This is a genomic window from Pseudomonas fortuita (genome assembly GCF_026898135.2).
Lineage (GTDB): Bacteria > Pseudomonadota > Gammaproteobacteria > Pseudomonadales > Pseudomonadaceae > Aquipseudomonas > Aquipseudomonas fortuita.
Genome location: NZ_CP114035.2, coordinates 3,433,477 through 3,451,159 on the forward strand (window position 1 = coordinate 3,433,477; position 17,683 = coordinate 3,451,159).

Annotated in this window: 20 protein-coding genes; 11 read left to right on the forward strand and 9 right to left on the reverse strand. The window is 62.7% G+C overall.

What is annotated here, in order from left to right; translation table 11 throughout:
• Positions 1–58: 58 nt before the first annotated feature.
• On the reverse strand, positions 59–496 hold the full coding sequence (locus OZ911_RS15745; RefSeq protein WP_023048341.1) for a multidrug/biocide efflux PACE transporter: 438 nt from the start codon (positions 494–496) through the stop codon (positions 59–61).
• A 92-nt stretch (positions 497–588) separates the two neighbouring features.
• Between OZ911_RS15745 and OZ911_RS15750 the strand changes: the two genes are divergently transcribed.
• From OZ911_RS15750 to OZ911_RS15760, 3 genes are all read left to right on the forward strand, one after another.
• Entirely contained in the window at positions 589–1,443 is an 855-nt protein-coding gene (locus OZ911_RS15750) for a LysR family transcriptional regulator (RefSeq protein ID WP_031312069.1), read from the forward strand.
• Between the two features lie 215 nt (positions 1,444–1,658).
• Positions 1,659–1,910, forward strand: a complete 252-nt coding sequence (locus OZ911_RS15755) for a hypothetical protein (RefSeq protein ID WP_016487383.1) — start codon at positions 1,659–1,661, stop codon at positions 1,908–1,910.
• 81 nt (positions 1,911–1,991) lie between these two features.
• Entirely contained in the window at positions 1,992–2,711 is a 720-nt protein-coding gene (locus tag OZ911_RS15760; protein WP_016487384.1) for a TorF family putative porin, read from the forward strand.
• A gap of 31 nt (positions 2,712–2,742) precedes the next feature.
• Here OZ911_RS15760 and OZ911_RS15765 read toward each other — a convergent pair whose 3' ends face one another.
• The 3 genes from OZ911_RS15765 to OZ911_RS15775 all read right to left on the reverse strand — a co-directional run bounded on the left by OZ911_RS15765 (position 2,743) and on the right by OZ911_RS15775 (position 4,130).
• Positions 2,743–3,153, reverse strand: a complete 411-nt coding sequence (locus tag OZ911_RS15765) for a RidA family protein (RefSeq protein ID WP_023048343.1) — start codon at positions 3,151–3,153, stop codon at positions 2,743–2,745.
• Positions 3,154–3,253: 100 nt separating this feature from the next.
• Complete coding sequence (locus OZ911_RS15770; RefSeq protein ID WP_016487386.1) at positions 3,254–3,466, reverse strand: PLDc N-terminal domain-containing protein; 213 nt, start codon at positions 3,464–3,466, stop codon at positions 3,254–3,256.
• A 193-nt stretch (positions 3,467–3,659) separates the two neighbouring features.
• Entirely contained in the window at positions 3,660–4,130 is a 471-nt protein-coding gene (locus OZ911_RS15775) for a hypothetical protein (RefSeq protein ID WP_016487387.1), read from the reverse strand.
• 158 nt (positions 4,131–4,288) lie between these two features.
• Here OZ911_RS15775 and OZ911_RS15780 point away from each other — a divergent pair, with 158 nt between their 5' ends.
• Complete coding sequence (locus OZ911_RS15780; RefSeq protein ID WP_016487388.1) at positions 4,289–5,296, forward strand: GlxA family transcriptional regulator; 1,008 nt, start codon at positions 4,289–4,291, stop codon at positions 5,294–5,296.
• A 7-nt stretch (positions 5,297–5,303) separates the two neighbouring features.
• Here the strand turns inward: OZ911_RS15780 and OZ911_RS15785 are convergent, their stop codons facing one another.
• Positions 5,304–5,975 carry a TetR/AcrR family transcriptional regulator gene (locus tag OZ911_RS15785; RefSeq protein ID WP_016487389.1) on the reverse strand — a complete coding sequence of 224 codons (672 nt, stop codon included), beginning with the start codon at positions 5,973–5,975 and terminating at the stop codon, positions 5,304–5,306.
• 170 nt (positions 5,976–6,145) lie between these two features.
• Here OZ911_RS15785 and OZ911_RS15790 point away from each other — a divergent pair, with 170 nt between their 5' ends.
• A complete protein-coding gene (locus tag OZ911_RS15790; RefSeq protein ID WP_016487390.1) occupies positions 6,146–7,030 on the forward strand; it encodes a DMT family transporter in 885 nt (294 codons plus the stop codon).
• A 7-nt stretch (positions 7,031–7,037) separates the two neighbouring features.
• On the opposite strand, the gene OZ911_RS15795 is transcribed toward OZ911_RS15790, so the two are convergent.
• Positions 7,038–7,922, reverse strand: a complete 885-nt coding sequence (locus tag OZ911_RS15795; RefSeq protein ID WP_023048347.1) for an NHL repeat-containing protein — start codon at positions 7,920–7,922, stop codon at positions 7,038–7,040.
• Between the two features lie 196 nt (positions 7,923–8,118).
• Here OZ911_RS15795 and OZ911_RS15800 point away from each other — a divergent pair, with 196 nt between their 5' ends.
• From OZ911_RS15800 to OZ911_RS15815, 4 genes are all read left to right on the forward strand, one after another.
• A complete protein-coding gene (locus OZ911_RS15800; protein ID WP_016487392.1) occupies positions 8,119–9,099 on the forward strand; it encodes an aliphatic sulfonate ABC transporter substrate-binding protein in 981 nt (326 codons plus the stop codon).
• 16 nt (positions 9,100–9,115) lie between these two features.
• On the forward strand, positions 9,116–10,507 hold the full coding sequence (locus tag OZ911_RS15805) for an LLM class flavin-dependent oxidoreductase (RefSeq protein ID WP_070086779.1): 1,392 nt from the start codon (positions 9,116–9,118) through the stop codon (positions 10,505–10,507).
• A gap of 106 nt (positions 10,508–10,613) precedes the next feature.
• A complete protein-coding gene (locus OZ911_RS15810) occupies positions 10,614–11,450 on the forward strand; it encodes a bifunctional allantoicase/(S)-ureidoglycine aminohydrolase (protein WP_023046996.1) in 837 nt (278 codons plus the stop codon).
• Positions 11,451–11,540: 90 nt separating this feature from the next.
• Positions 11,541–12,140, forward strand: coding sequence for an START domain-containing protein (locus tag OZ911_RS15815; protein WP_016487395.1), 600 nt, complete (start codon positions 11,541–11,543; stop codon positions 12,138–12,140).
• A 155-nt stretch (positions 12,141–12,295) separates the two neighbouring features.
• Here the strand turns inward: OZ911_RS15815 and OZ911_RS15820 are convergent, their stop codons facing one another.
• Both OZ911_RS15820 and OZ911_RS15825 read right to left on the reverse strand, forming a co-directional pair.
• Positions 12,296–13,723, reverse strand: coding sequence for an amino acid permease (locus OZ911_RS15820; RefSeq protein ID WP_024717557.1), 1,428 nt, complete (start codon positions 13,721–13,723; stop codon positions 12,296–12,298).
• Between the two features lie 343 nt (positions 13,724–14,066).
• Positions 14,067–14,489 (reverse strand): Lrp/AsnC family transcriptional regulator, encoded by a 423-nt coding sequence (locus OZ911_RS15825; RefSeq protein WP_016499380.1) that lies wholly within the window; start codon positions 14,487–14,489, stop codon positions 14,067–14,069.
• Positions 14,490–14,680: 191 nt separating this feature from the next.
• Between OZ911_RS15825 and ocd the strand changes: the two genes are divergently transcribed.
• Together ocd and ctlX are read left to right on the forward strand one after the other, a co-directional pair.
• A complete protein-coding gene (gene ocd, locus OZ911_RS15830) occupies positions 14,681–15,733 on the forward strand; it encodes an ornithine cyclodeaminase (RefSeq protein ID WP_016487397.1) in 1,053 nt (350 codons plus the stop codon).
• A 25-nt stretch (positions 15,734–15,758) separates the two neighbouring features.
• Positions 15,759–16,712, forward strand: a complete 954-nt coding sequence (gene ctlX / locus OZ911_RS15835) for a citrulline utilization hydrolase CtlX (protein ID WP_049870359.1) — start codon at positions 15,759–15,761, stop codon at positions 16,710–16,712.
• Between the two features lie 87 nt (positions 16,713–16,799).
• On the opposite strand, the gene OZ911_RS15840 is transcribed toward ctlX, so the two are convergent.
• Entirely contained in the window at positions 16,800–17,681 is an 882-nt protein-coding gene (locus tag OZ911_RS15840) for a LysR substrate-binding domain-containing protein (RefSeq protein WP_016487399.1), read from the reverse strand.
• Between the last annotated feature and the right edge of the window lie 2 nt (positions 17,682–17,683).

The window sequence follows — 17,683 nt, forward strand, 5'->3', positions numbered from 1 at the left end:
CGCGGTGGTTGGCACCGGCTATGCCGGTGTTCGCGGCTAAAAGCCGCTCCTACAGGGTCTACAGGGAACGCGCGAGGCGGCGCTGCATCAGCAGGTGCCGGGCTTTATCGAACGCCCAGTTGTACAACACGGTGTAGGGCAGAATAATCACGAAAAAGCCCAGCTCTACCATGAACGCCTGCAGCAGCGAGATATCCAGCATCCATGCCGCCACCGGCAGGCACCACACTACCAGCCCAGCCTCGAAGCCCAGGCCGTGCACGAAGCGCCCACTGGCCTTCCAGTTGATGCGTTCGGTCTGCACCCAGCGGTCGATCAGCGCGTTGTAGACCATGTTCCAGAGCATGGCGATAACCGACAGGGTTACCGCCAAGGCACCCGCAGTCGCCAGCGATTTGCCCATCACCCAGGACAACAGCGGTGCACACAGCAGCACCGCGAATGCTTCGTAGCCCACGGCGTGCACCAGGCGTTCGGTAAAAGAGACCGTTTTCATTGCAAAATCCATCCATTGCGTGATTCGTGGTTCCCATGTTCTTTGATATAACTGATACTCGCGACATAGCTACCATCGGTTTTATCAATACCATGCGCTACTCGCCCGAAGCTCTGGTCGCCTTTGTCGAAGCCGCATCGCTGGGTTCGTTCTCTGCTGCAGCGCGCAAATTGCGCAAAAGCCAATCCACCGTCAGCATCGCCATCGCCAATTTCGAGGCTGACGTAGGCTGCCCCCTGTTCGACCGTGGCGGCCGCCACCCCACGCTGAACGAAGCGGGCCGGCAGGTGCTGAGCCATGTCGAAGCGATCCTGGACGCCAGCGCCCAGCTTGATGCCCTGGCGGTCAGGTTGGCGCAGAACGTCGAGGCGCTGGTCTCGGTGGTGATGTCGGACAGCTATAGCGTCACCTTCCAGGGTGCGGTGATGGCACGCTTCGCCCAGCACTACCCGTACACAGAACTGCGCTGCGGCCCGGCCGAAGACGCCGATGTGATCGAAATGATCCAGCAGGGCCTGGCCCAGGTCGGCATCCTTGCGACGCAGCCCAGCTACCCCGCCGACGTTGCCGTAGCCCGCTTGCCCGAGCAGGCGGAGTTCGGTGTGTATGTGGCCGGCGGCCACCCGCTGGCGGGCCTGGAAACGGTGCAAGCGCAACACCTTGAAAACGCACGGCAGCTGTACATCAAGACCTATGCCCCCAGCCTGCACCAAGGCCGCGGCCAGGCCTGGTCGGCACCGGATTACCTCACTCTGCTGGAGTTTGCCGTGCGCGGATTCGGCTGGGCCGAACTGCCCAGGGCGCTGGTGACACGGTTTGGCAACGAGCTGGTGGAGTTGCAGATAGCGGGTTACCCGCGCCGGGTGGACATGGATGTAGCCTGGTCGAGCCGGCGGGCGCTGGGGCCGGCAGGGCAATGGCTGGTACGCCAGATGCTGGGGCAATAGGCCTCTTCCACGTTCTGGATTCGGGGTCCTGGCCCAGGGTAGCGAGCAGCGGCGGGAAGGCGCCCAGCGCTTGCACGCTCGGGTCCCGGTTTTGGCACTGATGCTTGCGTCAATAATGACTATCGAACAAGGCGATTTCTACTGAGCGGCCCACCTCACTAACCTGGCTCCATCGATTCGAACCTGGCGAATCCCCTGCATCCCGGAGCTGCTCGATGACTACCAAGGCCCGCTTCTTCCTCGCTGTCCTGGCCACAACCTGCATGGCTGTACTGGCTGGCTGTGCCAACCACCCTGAGCTGCGCGCGTACAGCGCCGAAGAAACCCGCCAACTGCAACTGGAAGCGTTGCAGCGCCGCGGTCTGTCCCTGGACGATTACGAGCAGCAACGGCGGGTGGTCCAGCGTGCCGGCAACCTGCCAGTGGTGACCGAAGTTGCCGATGCAGACCGTTCGACCAAAGGCTGAGTCGGCCACGCTACGGTTCCCTCCTTGAACCTGCGCAGGTATGCTCTACCGCTCAACCGCAAGCCTTCCAGGACGGAGACCATGACCAGGCCCTTTCTGTTGCTGAGTGCTGCATTGCTATTCAGCCCAGTGCTGCTGGCCCAGCAGATAAAACGCGAACTGGGCGACTTCGACTTCACCCTCGGCACCACACCCTCGCGCAGCATGGCCCAAGGCCTTATTTCACCCAGTGCCGTCGGTGCATTCCACGGTGGGCTCGACTTCAACCATGCCAGTGGCTGGTACCTGGGCCAGTACGCCCCCAGCATGGGCGTTACCCCCAACTCGACCCTGCGCCTGGACAGCTACCTGGGCTACAAGCACCATTTCGACAGCAGCCTGGGTTATGAAGTGGGGTTGATCCATTACAGCCAGCCGACTATCGCAGGCCCCGACAGTTATGCCCTGTACGGCGGCATCTCGGTGCTGGGCAACCGCTTCGGCGGCGCGTTGCGCGACAACCCCGGCAACCGCACCGGGACCTTGTTCGCCGACTTTGGCCAACTGCCGCTGTTCGATGTCGACCTCACCGTCAAGCTCGCCCATCATCGCCTGGGCACGCCGTTCACCATTGGCGACGGCAGCCAGGTAAATGGCTTTTCTGACTGGTCGCTTGAGCTGTCGCGACCCTGGCTTGGTATCGACCTTAACCTGATCTACAGCAACTCCAGCCTCAGTGGCGGCAGTTGCGATGCGTATTCGGGCATCAATACCTATTGCGACAGCGTGGTCACGCTCAAGGCGCAGCGCAGTTTCTTCTAGCGCCTCAATGTCCTGACCACAGCCTCCGGCGCTAAAGCGCTGCCACAGCTTCGATTTCCACCAACATGCCATCCAGCGCCAGGCGCGGTACCGGGATCAGTGTGCAGGTCGGTTTCATGTGTGGGCCCCAGGCCCTGTCGGCTTCGGCCACCCATTGGCGCAAGCGCGCTTCGGAGTGCTCGACAATGAGCAGGGTCAGCTTGAATACCTGGGCCAGGCTGGCGCCTCTGGACGCCAGGGCCAGCTCAACGTTCGCCAGCGCCTGACGGGCCTGTTCGGCAAACAATGGCGATAACCGGCCGTTGCTGTCCTCCCCGCCCTGGCCGGCGATGAACAGCAGGCGGCTGCCAGCGCGCACTTCGGCGACATGGGAATAGGCATTGCCACTGGGGTCGTACAGGCCCTCAGGGTTGCCAAGCTGGAATGCGGTTGTTTGGGTCATGACAAGGCCTCACTCGGTTGAAAGAGCGGAGCAGTATCGGACCTTGAGTTAACTTGAGGTCAAGGGCGCAGAGCGCGCCCTGCGCCTGACGCTGGCGCGGTCATTTTTCCTGCAGCACTGCCCTGCCCTTCACCGCCCGCGGCCCACGCCAGGCCCAGAACAACAACCCAGGGAAGGGTGCGTAGACCACGAATACGACCCACAGCATCTTGCGCTCGGCGCGCCGATCACTGCCGATGATGTGCCAGATGGCCCAGATTTCCAGCAGGATGACCAAGGCTGCGATGATGATCCAGATCGTTCCTGTTTCCATAACCACTCTCCCGTTTGGCATGTAATGCGTTGGGTTGCTAGTCGCGCTGAGGGTTCAGATTGATTTGATCACGGGCTCTGTGGGCGCGAGCGCTTCCTGCGAAGCAGGCTGCACAGTGGATGGCACGGGCTTCGCCCGTTTTCGCGGTCCCACAATGACCACGATAGCCTATAGATTTACGAGGTGAATGCCCTCAATGCTGCGCAGCCTTCTCCAGCGCCGCCTTCAACGCTGCGGCATCGGCAAAAGACTGCTGGCTCACCAGCACGCCCTGCTGCAGTTGCAACCACTGCACCTGGCCATCCTGCCCGGAATAACGGCTGGCCACGCGCCCGTCCCGGTCGAGCAGCACCCGGTAGGTGTAATCGCGCATGGCGGGGATGGCGAACAGCTTGCTGATCAGCGCCGGCATGCGCTGGATATCGGCAACAAATACGGCATCGCGCGCCTCGAGGTAGCCCTTGGGCTGCTGGGCCAGCGCCGCCTTGACCAACTTGGCACCGTCCATGTCGCGGGCCACCAGCAGAATGTGCGTGCTGTTATCGAGGCTGTAGGCTTGATCATGCTGGTCGAGCAGCGTCCATGGGGCCAGCTTCTCGCCCGGCTCCAGGGCATTGGCCAGCAGTGGAAGCAGGCTGAACAACAGGGCAATGGCGTACTTCATCTAGGGCGTCCTCAGTGGCAGTGGGCAGCATGGCGGCAATGGGCCAAGGCAGACAGGTTGCCTGAACACGACCTGAAATACGACACGCCCACCCGGGACATTGTCTTTCCCCCGGCCACCGGCCACACTCTGGGACCAGCCAGGAAGCGGAGTCCAGAGTGCCCACGCCACGACAGTTCAGCAAGAAGACCAGCACCAGCAACATGCTGCGGCTCAAAACCAGCAGCGCCAATGCCCAGGCGCCTTACCGGGTCGACTTCGTCCTGCTCGAACACTTCTCGATGGCCAGCTTCACCGTTGCCATGGACGTGCTGGTCACGGCTAACCTGCTACGCGCCGACAGTTTTCAATTCACCCCACTGTCGATGGAGGGCGACCGGGTAACCAGCGACCTGGGGTTGGAGCTGGTCGCCACCGAGCTGTCCGCCGGGGCGCTGAAGGCGCTGGACCTGCTGGTGATCTGTGGCGGCTTGCGCACGCCTCTGAAGTACCCTGAACTCGACCGCCTGCTGGACGACTGCGCCGCCCACGGCATGGCCCTGGGCGGCCTGTGGAACGGTGCCTGGTTTCTTGGCCGCGCCGGGGTGCTGGACGACTATGGCTGCAGTATCCACCCCGAGCAGCGCGCCAGCCTGTCGGAGCGCAGCCCGCAAACACGCATCACGCCGGCCAGTTTCACCCTCGACCGCGACCGCCTCAGCGCCGCCAGCCCCAATGGCGCCATGGAGCTGATGCTGGGCTTGGTGCGCCGGCTGTATGGTGACGGGCTGGCCGAAGGCGTGGAGGAAATCCTGTCGTTCTCCGGGGCTCGCTACCGCCAGGTTGGCCCGGGGGCGAAGAAATCCATGAGCCTGCACCTGCGCACCATCGTCGAGCTGATGGAAAACAACCTGGAAGAAACCCTCAGCCTGGATCAGCTGGCCGCCTACAGCGGGCGCTCGCGCCGGCAGATCGACCGCCTGTTCCAGGCTCAGTTGGGCACCTCGCCACGGCGCTACTACATGGAGTTGCGCATCACCAAAAGCCGCCGGCTGCTGCAGTATTCGGACCTGTCGGTGATGGACGTTGCAGTGGCCTGCGGGTTTGTTTCCGTGTCGCACTTCAGCAAGTGCTATGCGGCATATTTCGGCTACCCGCCGTCGCGCGAGCAACGGCTGGGCGAGTAAACGGCGTTCAGGCGCGGATATAGCGCAATACTGCGTCACAAATCATGGCTTTGTGGCGCAGCTTGACCTGGTCATCAGACAGGTCAATCTGGAAGATCTCGCCAAAGGTGTGGCGGTTGGACACCCGGTAGAAACAGAACGAGCTCATCAGCATGTGCAGGTCGATAACCTCGATACCGGTGCGGAACACACCTTCCTGCACGCCACGGTGCAGTGTGTTGCCCAGGGCCTCGAGCACCAGGCTGCTCATTTCACGGATCGCCGGCGACTGCTTGACGTACTCGCCGTAATGGATGTTTTCGGTGCAGATGATCCGCACGAAATCGACGTTGCGGTCATGGTGATCGAAGGTGAACTCCACCAGCCGGCGGATCGCCTGCTCAGCCGGCAACGACTCCAGGTCCAGGCTCTGCTCGGTCTTGCGGATATCGCCGTACAGCTTCACCAGGCACTCGCAGTACAGCTGCTCCTTGCTGCCGAAGTAGTAGTAGATCATGCGCTTGGAGGTAGCGGTACGCTCGGCGATGGCGTCGACACGTGCGCCGGCCAGCCCTTGCTGGACAAACTCGTTGATGGCCGCCTGGAGGATGTCCTCGCGCGTTTTCTCGGGGTTGTTCTTGCGCGTTTTGCGCGCCCCCCCGGTTTCAGGCTGGCCAAGGCTCACTACGGAATCACTCATACCCACTCACAGGCTACTTATTGGAATAGCAGGGATTATCCGTGAGCGCGGCCATGCAGGGAAGCACGCTGTTGGTCGAGTAGCCATAATGCATCGCGGCTGGCCGGCCTTGATATTGCGCCCTGCAACCCGCTAGCCTGCCTGCCCCTGCCATGGATGGACCCTGCCTCATGCAACCACGCGATCTCGCCGCCTACCTGTTCCTGGCCATAGCCTGGGGCTTTTCGTTCCTGGTGTTGCTCAAGGTGGTGCATGCCTTTGGCTGGGTGGGCGCGGTCAGCCTGCGGGCACTGATTGCCAGCGGCACCCTGGCGCTCCTGGCAGCCCTGCTAGGCCGCCCAATGCGCCTGCGCCCGCTGCTGGTACCCTTGCTGGTGGTGGGGGCGACCACGGTGGCCGGGCAACTGATCGGCATGTCGTACGCCACCCCACGCATCGGCACCGCGATGGCAGCTATTTTTGTCGCCACCATTCCGCTGTTCTCGATGCTGATCGGGCGGATCTGGGGCCTGGAGAAAATCACCCTGCAAGGCCTGGCCGGGCTGCTGCTGGGCATTGCCGGCATCGCCATCCTGGTCGGTTTTCCGGCCCGGCCGATTGATGACGACTTCATCCACGGCTGCATAGCGTCGCTGCTGGGCGCCATCAGCGCCGCCTACGGCAGCAATTACGCCAGCCTGCACCTGCGCGGCCAGGACCCGTGGACGGTCACCGGCGGCGCGTTCCTGGCTGGCGGGTTGATGACCCTGCCGCTGTTGCTGGTAGTTCCCGTGCCCAGCGTGCCACAGGCAAGCGACTGGCTTTACCTGTTGATTAGCGGCGCAGTGATGAGCGCGACCACCTACGTACTGTACTTTGGCCTGGTGGCACGTATCGGTGCCACCCGCGCCATCAGCGTGGAGTTCGTGGTCACCCTGGTGGCAGTGCTGGTCGGCGCGGTGTTCCTCAATGAAGCCCTGAGCCTGTTGCAGGCAGCGGGAGGCCTGGTAATTCTGCTTGGTTGCATGCTGGTGCTGGGCCTGCTGCCAGGGCGCGTGCGGCGCCTGCCCAGCTAGCGCCGGCTCAGTCGCGCTGGGCGGTGTCGTGCGTCGGTGGCGGCGTCAGGTGCAGCACGCGGTTACGCCCGCCTTCGGCCAACAGGTAGCCGCCCTTGCCGTCCGCCACGATCGACTGCGGCGCCTTGAGGAAGGTCAGCATGGTGTGCTGGACGCCGTCAGCGTCGATGAGCAACAAGCGTGCGCGGTGGGTGTTGTCTTCGCTGACCCACAGGCCACGCGGGTCACAGAACAGAAAGGTAGGGTTGCGCAACCCCTCGGCCACAACCGGGTCCTGGCCATCGTCGGACAGGGCGCGAACCTTGCCATTGGCTTTTTCGGTGTACAGCAAGCGGCCGTCGTTACAGCGGGCAAGGCCTTCGGTTTCGGTCAGGCCGGAACGCAGCACTTCAAGCTGGCCGCTGGCCCAGTCATAACGCATCAAGCGGCCATTGCCCTTGCGGTCTTCGATGGCATACAGGTGTTCGCCGTCGTTCCACAGCCCCTGCACGCTTTCACCGTCGAACAGGTGGGTAACCTGACCATGGCGGGCCAGGCTCACCGGCGCCTGACCGCCTTCCTGGCTGAACACCCAACCGCCTTGTGCCGCGACCATGCCGTCGGGCTTCGACAGGCTGTCGATAACCACTACGCGGTCGCCTGTCGCGGTGATCTTGAGGATGCTGCCTCGGCCATCATCCAGTTCGCGGCTGACCAGCAGGCTGCCATCCGCTTGCGGCAACAACGATGCGGCCTTGGCCACATCACGATGCAGCACCTGGACATCCCAACCAGCGGCAGCCTGGACCGGGTAGAAACTCTGCCAGGCGAAAAAACCCAAGGTGGCGGCGAGCAAACCGGTAGTGGCAGTCAGGGCGATGCGGGCGCTGCGTTGGCGCAGGAATTGCGGCATGTAGGGCTCCTCGGAATGCCGGGGATGCTAGCAAGCGAATGTGAAAAAAATGTCGAAAGCATGCAAATCGTTACAAAACAAAAGGATATAAAAATAACAAAACAATCTAACGAAACGGAATATAAAAATTGAAAGCCAAACGCCATCTCCTTAGGCTGGGCCCATCGTTTACCACCCGGTCTGAAGGAGCATCCCCATGCCAATCCGTGCCTTTTCCCCCCTGCGCCGCCTGTTGATTGGCGGCCTGCTGGCCAGTGTCGCCAGTGCCCTGCTGCCGTGGTCCGAAGCCCTGGCCGACGACGCCAAGACCCTTCGCATCGGTTACCAAAAGTTCAACAGCATCAACATTCTCAAAGGCAGCGGCGCCCTGGAAAAGGCCCTGGCCCCGCAAGGCGTGAAGGTGAGCTGGCACGAGTTTGCCGCCGGCCCACAGCTGCTCGAGGCCTTGAGCACGGGCGCCATCGACCTCGGCCACGCCGCCGACGCACCGTCGGTGTTCGCCCAGGCCGCCGGCAAACCGGTGGTGTACCTGGCCGCCGAACAGCCCTACCCACGCGGCATCGGCCTGGTGGTACGCGAGCAGGACCACCTGACTGGCGTGCAGGACCTGAAAGGCAAACGCGTGGCCACCGGCCGTGGCTGGAATGCCCAGTACCTGCTGGCTGTCGCCCTGCAACAGGCTGGCCTGAGTTACCAGGACATCACCCCCGCCTACGTCAACAATGCCGCCGATGCCGTGGCCGCCTTGCAGTCGGGAAGCGTGCAGGCCGTGACCCTGTGGGACCCGTTCCTCGCCGCTGCAGAAAGCCAGCCAGGCCTGAAAAACCTGCGTGACGGCAGCGGCCTGTCCAACAACCGCACCTTCTACCTGTCCACCGCCAGCTACGCCGACCAGCACCGTGCGCTGCTGAAAACCTTCTTTACCGAACTGGGCAAAGTCAGCCAGTGGGCCAACGCCAAACCCGCAGAGGTTGCCGCACTGCTGGCCCCGCAGCTGGGCATCAACGCCAATGTGCTTGAAGTGGCCAGCGAGCGCCGTAACTACAACGCCGTGGCCATCACCCCGCAGATCGTCGCCGAGCAACAGAAACTCGCTGACACCTTCCAGGGCCTGGGCCTGATTCCACACAAGCTGCAGGTGGCCGACGCGGTCTACCCGGCTTCCGTATTGCCTTGAGTGGAGCGCAACTGACATGCCCCGCCCGATCCGCTTCAATGCGTTCAGCATGAACGCCGCCAGCCACCAGTCCCCCGGCCTGTGGCGCCACCCACGCAACACCAGCGTCGCCTTCAACCGCCTGAGCTACTGGACCGACCTGGCCCGCCTGCTGGAGCGCGGCCTGTTCGACGCCCTGTTCATTGCCGATGTGCTGGGTATTTACGACGTGTACCAAGGCGGCCCTGAGGCCGCCCTGCGCGGTGGCGTGCAAGTGCCGGTCAACGACCCGCTGCTGCTGGTGCCGGCCATGGCCGGGGTCACCGAGCACCTGGGGTTTGGCGTGACCTTCTCGCTCACCTACGAGCACCCCTACCCGTTCGCCCGGCGCATGTCCACACTTGACCACCTGAGTAACGGCCGGGTCGGCTGGAACATCGTCACCGGCTACCTCGACAGCGCTGCACGCAACCTCGGCCTGGCGCGCCAGCTGGGCCACGATCAGCGCTACGACCTGGCCGAGGAGTACCTGCAGGTGCTCTACAAGCTGTGGGAAAAGAGCTGGGACGATGACGCGGTGCTGCTGGAGCGCGACAGCGGGCGCTACATCGAGCCAACCCGGGTACACCCGATCAACCACGTGGGCGAGCACTTCCAGGTGCCCGGCATGCACCTGTGTCAGCCGTCACCGCAACGCACGCCGGTACTGTTCCAGGCCGGCGCTTCGGCACGCGGCCAGCAGTTTGCCGCGCGCCACGCCGAATGCGTGTTCATCAGCGGCCCAACCCCTACAGTGTTGCGCCGCTACGCCGATGGCATTCGCCAGGCCAGCGAAGCCGCCGGTCGAGGTCGTGATGAAGTGCTGATCTATGCCCAGGCATTGCTGATTGTCGCCCCTACCCGGGCAGAAGCCGAGGCGCGGTTCGCCGAATACCGTCGCTATGTCGACCTGGACGCGGCCTTGGCGCTGCTGTCGGGCTGGACCGGCATCGACTTTGCCGGCCTCGACCCTGATGCGCCGATCGAATACGTCGAAAATGACGCCGGGCGCGCTGCCCTGGCCGCGTTTACCGCCGCTGACCCGAACCGCCGCTGGACCGTGCGCGAGGCTGCCGAGTTCGTTGGCCTCGGTGGTCGCGGCCCGGTACTGGCAGGTTCTGCCAGCGAGGTGGCCGACCAGCTGGAAAGCTGGCTGGACCAGACCGGCATCGACGGTTTCAACCTGACCTACGCCGTGCAGCCGGATGACCTGGCCAACGTGGTCGAGTTGCTGGTGCCCGAGCTGCAACGCCGCGGCCGCTACCCTTCGAGTTACACCGAAGGGACCTTGCGCCAAAAATTGTTCGGTCAAGGCGATCGACTGCCGGAAGCCCACGCCGGGCGCCAGGTCGACATTCAGCGATCAAATACCGGGTATTCCAACATTTAATTTGTGGATGGCACGCGCTCGACCCTATTCTGTGGCCACATCCCCTGCGCCGCACCGGCCGGTGCGGTTCACGGCATGGGGAGAGAACAACAAGTCGAGATTGTCCATGTCGAACCATTCGTACTTCGCCCCCCACGGTGGGCACCCGGCTCAAACCGAGCTGCTGACTGACCGTGCCATGTTCACCGAAGCCTATGCCGTCATCCCCAAGGGCGTGATGCGTGACATCGTCACCAGCCACCTGCCGTTCTGGGACAAGATGCGCATGTGGGTCATCGCCCGCCCGCTGACCGGTTTTGCCGAAACCTTCTCGCAGTACATCGTCGAGCTGGCCCCGGAAGGCGGCAGCGAGCGCCCCGAGCTGGACGCTAACGCCGAAGCCGTGGTGTTCATCGTCGAAGGCGAACTGGACATCACCGTGGAAGGCAAGCACCACACCCTGATACCCGGCGGCTATGCCTTCCTGGCGCCAGGCGCCGAGTGGAGCCTGCGCAACAACAGCAAGTCCAACGTCACCTTCCACTGGCTGCGCAAGCATTACCAGAAAGTCGAGGGCCTGGACGTACCGGAATCGTTCGTCACCCACCGCGACAACGCCACCGTCATCGAGATGCCGGGCACCGAAGGCCGCTGGAAAACCACCCGTTTTGTCGACATGGCCGACATGCGCCACGACATGCACGTGAACATCGTCACCTTCCAGCCGGGCGGCGTTATTCCGTTCGCTGAAACCCACGTGATGGAACATGGCCTGTACGTGCTGGAAGGCAAGGCGGTGTACCGCCTGAACCAGGACTGGGTTGAAGTGGAAGCCGGCGACTTCATGTGGCTGCGCGCCTTCTGCCCGCAAGCCTGCTACGCCGGCGGCCCTGGCAACTTCAGCTACCTGCTGTACAAGGACGTTAACCGTCACGTGCACCTGACGCTGAACCCTAAGCGCTAAGCCCAGGCTGATGCCCGCAAGCCCGCCAACCTGGCGGGCTTTCTGTTTGCCGCGCATACTCAAACACCCATCCCCCGCGCGGTACCGGCCATGAACCGCTGCCTGCTGCTCACTGCCCTGCTGCTGTGTACCCCTGCCCCGGCCGCCGATGAGTGGAACCTGGCCTATGACCGCGAAGGCATTCGCGTGTACCTGAGCAGCGCGCATGACACGCCCTACCAGCAATTTCGTGGTGTAAGTACCATGAAAGCCAGCGTGCGCACCCTCACCGACCTGCAAGAGAACCTGCGGGTAGCCTGCAAATGGCTATACGCCTGTGACCAGATGCGTTTGCTGGAAGTGGATGGCGCCAATACCTGGGTGTACCTGACCACCAACCTGCCGTGGCCGACGATGCCGCGGGACATTGTGCTGAAAGTCACCAGCGAACGCCTGGACGACGGCACCCTGCTGCGGCGCCTGAGCGCCGAGCCTGACAGGATTCCCAAGGTTGACGGCCTGATCCGGGTGCAGCATCTGCGCGGTGAGTGGCGCATGAAACCCCTGGGCGAGCGCGAGACGGAGGTGACCTACCAGTTGCAGGCCGACCCTGCCGGCGATGTGCCCGGCTGGCTGGCCAACCGGTTTGTGGTGGATGCGCCGGTGGTAACGTTGCGTACGTTGCGGGCGGTTGCTGAACGCCAGCCCTGAAGAATGCTGGATCTACCTGTCCTGGCCGCTGTAGCAGATCGCCAGCCCTTTTGGACTGCTGTGGGAGCGGGCTTGTCCCGCGAAGGCAACCCTGCGGTGCCTGGCACCGGCTTTGCCGGTGTTCGCGGGGCCAGCCCGCTCCCACAGAGCACCCGCTAAATCAACGAATCAGCAGTAGCGCTCTGCGGTTGGGCAGAGGCCTTGGTCCTGCGCCGATAGGCCAGCAACAGGCCCGCATACCACAGCGGCATCACGTACAACGCCGTGCGGGTGTCCGGTTCCAGCACCAGCAGGCACAGCACGAAAATCAGGAATAGCTGCGCCAGCGCGGCGGTGACCTTGCCGCCCGGCAGCTTGAACCTGGACTGCTCATGGGCCTGCGGGTTCTGTCGGCGGTAAGCAAAGTAGGACAGCAGGATCAGCGACCAGGTAACGATGATCATTACCGCAGAAATGGTCGACACCAGGGTGAACACGGTCATCACTTCCGGGATCACGAACAGCAGCGTCAACGCAATCGCCATGCACACCCCGGAGAATACCAGCGCCCGCACTGGCGTACCCGACCCGGACAGGCGCCCGAACGCCTTCGGGGCCTGTTGTTGATGCGACAGGCCATAGAGCATGCGCGAGCCCGAGTAAACGCCACTGTTGGCCGACGATGCCGCGGAGGTCAGCACTACGAAGTTGATGATGCCAGCAGCAGCGGGCAACCCGCCAAGCAGGAACAATTCAACGAAGGGGCTGCGGTTGGCTGGCACATTGGCCCAGGACACCACACTGATGATGCACACCAGCGAACAGATGTAGAAAAGCAGGATACGCACGGGGATGGTGTTGATCGCCTTGGGCAGGGTCTTTTCGGGGTCTTTGGCCTCTGCCGCTGCGGTGCCGATCAGCTCGGTGCCGACGAAGGAGAAAATGGCGATCTGGAACCCGGCGAGGAAGCCAAGGATGCCATGCGGCATGACCACGCCGGGGGCCACCAGGTGGCTGAACGATGCCGTCACCCCGCCCGGCGAGGTATAGGAGGTGGCGACCATCACCAGGCCGGTTACCACCAGCAGCACGATGGCGACGATCTTGATCAGGCCGAACCAGAACTCCACTTCACCAAAGGCCTTCACCGCCAGCATGTTCAGGCCCAGCAACAGGAACATGGTGCCGAAAGCCGGTAGCCAGGTAGGCACATCGGGGTACCAGTACTGCACGAACCCTGCGACCACCACCACGTCGCCCACCGCCGCCACCACCCAGCTGAGCCAGTACGACCAGCTGAGAATGTAACCGGCCCGCGGCCCCAGGTAGTTGTGCACCAGGTCAGCGAACGATTCCATCTGCAGGTTGGCCAGCAGCATCTCGCCCATGGCGCGCATGATGCAGAACACAAAAAAACCGATGATGGCGTAGACGAGGATGATCGAAGTGCCAGACAGCGCAATGATCTTGCCCGAGCCCATAAACAACCCGGTACCAATGGCACCACTGATCGAAATAAGCTGTATGTGTCGGTTTTCCAGCCGTCGCTTGAGCACTCGGCCCTCTTGCGGAGCAGCGCTTTGCGCATTGCACGTTTGATGCATAGTCGACCTCTTATTCTTTTTTGGTAAAACTTCAGCGCCCCGCGCCGCACCATGTAATTGGCACTAAGGTGCAGGTTCCCTGTCATTGAAAATGATAAAAGCGCAGGTAATAACGAAAACGGACACTCACGCCCGGTGCAACTTAGCTGCGGGCTTTTTTATTGTTTGAAACGCACCCTGGGTGGTGCGCCTTGTACCGTTGCACGAAAACAGTTTCATTCTGCCAGTGGCCCGGGCCAAGCGGAACGCTACAGAATGCGCACAGCCAAAGGGATTTTTTGCACTGTGGAAAGCCTGGGTGACAGTTTGCGCAATGCGCCTGTCAAAAGGCCTGACCCCGCGGTCACATCTTGTAGGTGGAGAGCAGGATGCTGGTCTCGGTATTCTCGATGTGCGGAATGGAGCGAATGGTATTCAGCGCCCGGTCGAACGCTTCAAGGGTGTCTGCGCGCAGCTCTGCCATCAGGTCCCAACGGCCATTGGTGGTGTGGATGGCGACCACGTTGGGGTGCCCACGCAGCGCGTGCTTGACCTCTGCAGCGTGGTGGCCGCTGATGCCTATGCTGGTAATTGCCCGCACGCCCTGGTCCAGCGCATCGGAGCGCAAACGTACCGTGTAGCCAATGATCACGCCCTGCTCTTCGAGCCGGGTGATGCGGTTTTGCACCGTTGCCCTGGCCACCTTGAGTTTTTTTGCCAAGGTCAGCACGGGAGTGCGTGCATTGTCCCGCAACAGCGCAATCAGTTCCCGATCGATAGTGTCCATATGCCTGCCAAATAATCAGATTGCTACTTTGGGGTGGCAGATTGTCTAGAAAGTTGGCGAAACTGGCAACCTGCATTCTTCCTGTTGACGCCACCTTTCATCAAAATGTTCGAGCCGGCGACACTTCGATAATCCTAAGCGCTCACCCTGCAATATCCAGGGCGCCGCGCACAATAACAAGGTGCAAGAGCATGACGTATTTCATTGATGTTCCAACCATGTCGGACTTGGTGCACGACATCGGCGTAGCGCCGTTCATAGGTGAACTGGCTGCGGCCATGCGTGAAGACTTCAAACGCTGGCAGGAGTTTGATAAATCCGCACGGGTTGCCAGCCACTCGGAAGTGGGTGTGATCGAGCTGATGCCGGTCGCCGACAACAGCCGCTACGCCTTCAAATACGTCAACGGGCACCCGGCCAACACTGCACGTGACCTGCATACCGTGATGGCCTTCGGCGTACTGGCCGATGTCGACACCGGCTACCCGGTGCTGCTGTCCGAACTGACCATTGCCACCGCCCTGCGCACTGCGGCCACCTCGCTGATGGCAGCCCAGGCACTGGCCCGACCGAACTCGCGCAAGATGGCGCTGATCGGCAACGGCGCGCAAAGCGAATTCCAGGCGCTGGCGTTCCACAAGCACTTGGGCATCGAAGAAATCGTCGCCTATGACACCGACCCGCTGGCCACCGCCAAGCTGATTGCCAACCTCAAGGAATACAGCGGCCTCACCATTCGCCGGGCCGGCTCGGTGGCCGAAGCGGTAAAAGGCGTGGACATCATCACCACGGTCACTGCCGACAAGGCCTACGCCACCATCATCACCCCCGACATGCTCGAACCTGGCATGCACCTGAATGCCGTGGGGGGCGACTGCCCGGGCAAGACCGAACTGCACGCCGATGTGCTGCGCAACGCCCGGGTGTTCGTCGAGTACGAGCCGCAAACCCGTATCGAAGGTGACATTCAGCAGCTGCCCGCTGACTTCCCGGTGGTTGACCTGTGGCGTGTGCTGCGCGGCGAGACCGAGGGGCGCCAGAGCGACCGCCAGGTCACCGTATTCGACTCGGTGGGCTTCGCCCTGGAGGATTACACCGTACTACGTTACGTACTACAGCAGGCCGAAAAGCGCGGCATGGGCACGAAGATCGACCTGGTGCCATGGGTGGAAGATGACCCGAAAGACCTGTTCAGCCACACCCGCGGCCGTGCTGCCAAAAGCCGTATCCGACGCGTTGCCTAACCCTGCACTCAACCCGGTATTTCTCATGGCATTTCCAACGCGTTCGATTCAAGCACCTGCAGCAGTGGTCATGGTCAGGCCACATGCGTTCACCCCCAACCCGGAAACCGCAGCCGACAACTCGTTCCAGCGCAGCAGCCCCGGCCTCGCCGCACAGGCGCTCGCCGAGGTTGCCCGCGATGAAGTCACGCAGGCCGCCGGTCGCCTTGAGGCCGAAGGCGTGCGGGTACACCTGTTCGATGATTTCGGCGAACACAACACCCCGGACTCGGTGTTCCCCAATAACTGGTTCTCTACCCACCCCGGTGGACACATCGCAATCTACTCGATGTATTCGCGCAACCGCCGCCGCGAGCGGCGCGCGGATGTGATCGAGATGCTCAAACATGAGTACCGCGTGCAAGATGTCATCGATTATTCAGGGCTGGAGCAAGACGAACTGTTTCTTGAAGGGACCGGCGCCATGGTCTTCGACCACCTGTCGCGGGTGGCTTACACCGCACGTTCCAACCGCGCCGACCCGATCGCCCTCGAGCGCTTCAGCACGCACTTCAACTTCGAGCCGATGGTGTTCGACACGGCCGACGAGCAAGGCACGCCGATCTACCACACCAACGTACTGATGTGCGTGGCGACCGAATTTGCACTGGTGGGTTTTGGCACGTTCACCAACAAGGCGCGGGCCGAGGAAGTGCGCATGCGGCTGATCGAATCGGGCCGCGACGTTATTGACCTGAGTAACCAGCAGATCAGCCAGTTTGCCGGCAATGCCATCGAGCTGTCCGGGCGTGACGGGCGAATCCTGGCACTGTCACGCAAGGCCTTCGACAGCCTGACCGGTGAGCAACGCCAGCGCATCGAGCGCTCGGCGCGGCTGGTGCCGCTGGACGTGCCGACCATTGAGATGGCCGGCGGCTCAGTGCGCTGCATGATCGCCGGCATTCATCTGTCGCCACGCCTCGCTGCGGCCTGCGCCTGACCCATCAACCGTCGGCCGACTCGATCTTCTGTGGGAGCGGCCCTGCCGGGGCGCCCCACAAAGACCGCGTCAGTTCGTCAGGCCGGCTCAGATCCCACCGCCCGCCAGCAGTTGTGTCATGACCTCGGCCAACGCCTTGACCATCACATCCGCCGTCGGCCGGTGGACGATGACGATTTCATAGCTGTCGACCTCCGGTAGCCCCTGCCCTGCCCCCAGCACCCGGTGCTCGCCCGTAGCCGCCCTTGGTGGCAGCAGGCTGATGCCCATGCCATCGGCAACTGCCGCCTGGATACCGCTGAGGCTGGAACTGGTGAAACTGATGCGCCAGCGCCGGCCCATGCTTTCGATCGCGTTGATCATGTCTTCGCGGTACAGGCCGCGCGGCGGGAAGGTCACCAGCGGGATCGGGTCCAGCTCAAAGGCGGGGGTGCGCGCACTGTCGATCCATTGCAGGCGCTCGGGCCAGCAAGCCACGCCCTCCCGGGTGTTGCGCCGCTGCTTGAGCAGCACCAGGTCCAGTTCACCGTTGTCGTAGGCCTGGCTGAGGTCGCGGCACAGGCCGCTGGTCACTTCCAGTTTCACTTGCGGGTGCAGCCGGCTGAACGCCGACAGCGCATTGGTGGTGCGCCCGCCAACGAAGTCCTCGGGCACGCCCAGGCGTACGGTGGTGCCCACCATCGCCCCGGCCAGGGCTTCGAGCATCTGGTCATTCAGCGCCAGCATGTGCCGGGCGTAGCCGAGCAAGGTCTGCCCGGCGTCGGTCGGTAGCACATCGCGGTTACCCCGCACCAACAGGCGATGCCCGACCATGTCCTCCAGGCGGCGCACCTTTTGGCTGATGGTCGACTGGGTCGAGTGCAGGCGCGCCGCCGCCGTGGTGAAGCTGCCGCAATCGGCCACCACCACGATGGCGCGTAGCAGGTCGAGGTCGAACAGGGCTCTATTCGATTTCACGCTGATAGACATGT

Bases quoted from the DNA above. Each gene is read 5' to 3' on its own strand.
- OZ911_RS15745 (WP_023048341.1), bottom strand. From the start codon at position 496: ATGAAAACGGTCTCTTTTACCGAACGCCTGGTGCACGCCGTGGGCTAC.
- OZ911_RS15750 (WP_031312069.1), top strand. From the start codon at position 589: ATGCGCTACTCGCCCGAAGCTCTGGTCGCCTTTGTCGAAGCCGCATCG.
- OZ911_RS15755 (WP_016487383.1), top strand. From the start codon at position 1,659: ATGACTACCAAGGCCCGCTTCTTCCTCGCTGTCCTGGCCACAACCTGC.
- OZ911_RS15760 (WP_016487384.1), top strand. From the start codon at position 1,992: ATGACCAGGCCCTTTCTGTTGCTGAGTGCTGCATTGCTATTCAGCCCA.
- OZ911_RS15765 (WP_023048343.1), bottom strand. From the start codon at position 3,153: ATGACCCAAACAACCGCATTCCAGCTTGGCAACCCTGAGGGCCTGTAC.
- OZ911_RS15770 (WP_016487386.1), bottom strand. From the start codon at position 3,466: ATGGAAACAGGAACGATCTGGATCATCATCGCAGCCTTGGTCATCCTG.
- OZ911_RS15775 (WP_016487387.1), bottom strand. From the start codon at position 4,130: ATGAAGTACGCCATTGCCCTGTTGTTCAGCCTGCTTCCACTGCTGGCC.
- OZ911_RS15785 (WP_016487389.1), bottom strand. From the start codon at position 5,975: ATGAGTGATTCCGTAGTGAGCCTTGGCCAGCCTGAAACCGGGGGGGCG.
- OZ911_RS15790 (WP_016487390.1), top strand. From the start codon at position 6,146: ATGCAACCACGCGATCTCGCCGCCTACCTGTTCCTGGCCATAGCCTGG.
- OZ911_RS15795 (WP_023048347.1), bottom strand. From the start codon at position 7,922: ATGCCGCAATTCCTGCGCCAACGCAGCGCCCGCATCGCCCTGACTGCC.
- OZ911_RS15800 (WP_016487392.1), top strand. From the start codon at position 8,119: ATGCCAATCCGTGCCTTTTCCCCCCTGCGCCGCCTGTTGATTGGCGGC.
- OZ911_RS15805 (WP_070086779.1), top strand. From the start codon at position 9,116: ATGCCCCGCCCGATCCGCTTCAATGCGTTCAGCATGAACGCCGCCAGC.
- OZ911_RS15810 (WP_023046996.1), top strand. From the start codon at position 10,614: ATGTCGAACCATTCGTACTTCGCCCCCCACGGTGGGCACCCGGCTCAA.
- OZ911_RS15815 (WP_016487395.1), top strand. From the start codon at position 11,541: ATGAACCGCTGCCTGCTGCTCACTGCCCTGCTGCTGTGTACCCCTGCC.
- OZ911_RS15820 (WP_024717557.1), bottom strand. From the start codon at position 13,723: ATGCATCAAACGTGCAATGCGCAAAGCGCTGCTCCGCAAGAGGGCCGA.
- OZ911_RS15825 (WP_016499380.1), bottom strand. From the start codon at position 14,489: ATGGACACTATCGATCGGGAACTGATTGCGCTGTTGCGGGACAATGCA.
- ocd (WP_016487397.1), top strand. From the start codon at position 14,681: ATGACGTATTTCATTGATGTTCCAACCATGTCGGACTTGGTGCACGAC.
- ctlX (WP_049870359.1), top strand. From the start codon at position 15,759: ATGGCATTTCCAACGCGTTCGATTCAAGCACCTGCAGCAGTGGTCATG.
- OZ911_RS15840 (WP_016487399.1), bottom strand. From the start codon at position 17,681: ATGTCTATCAGCGTGAAATCGAATAGAGCCCTGTTCGACCTCGACCTG.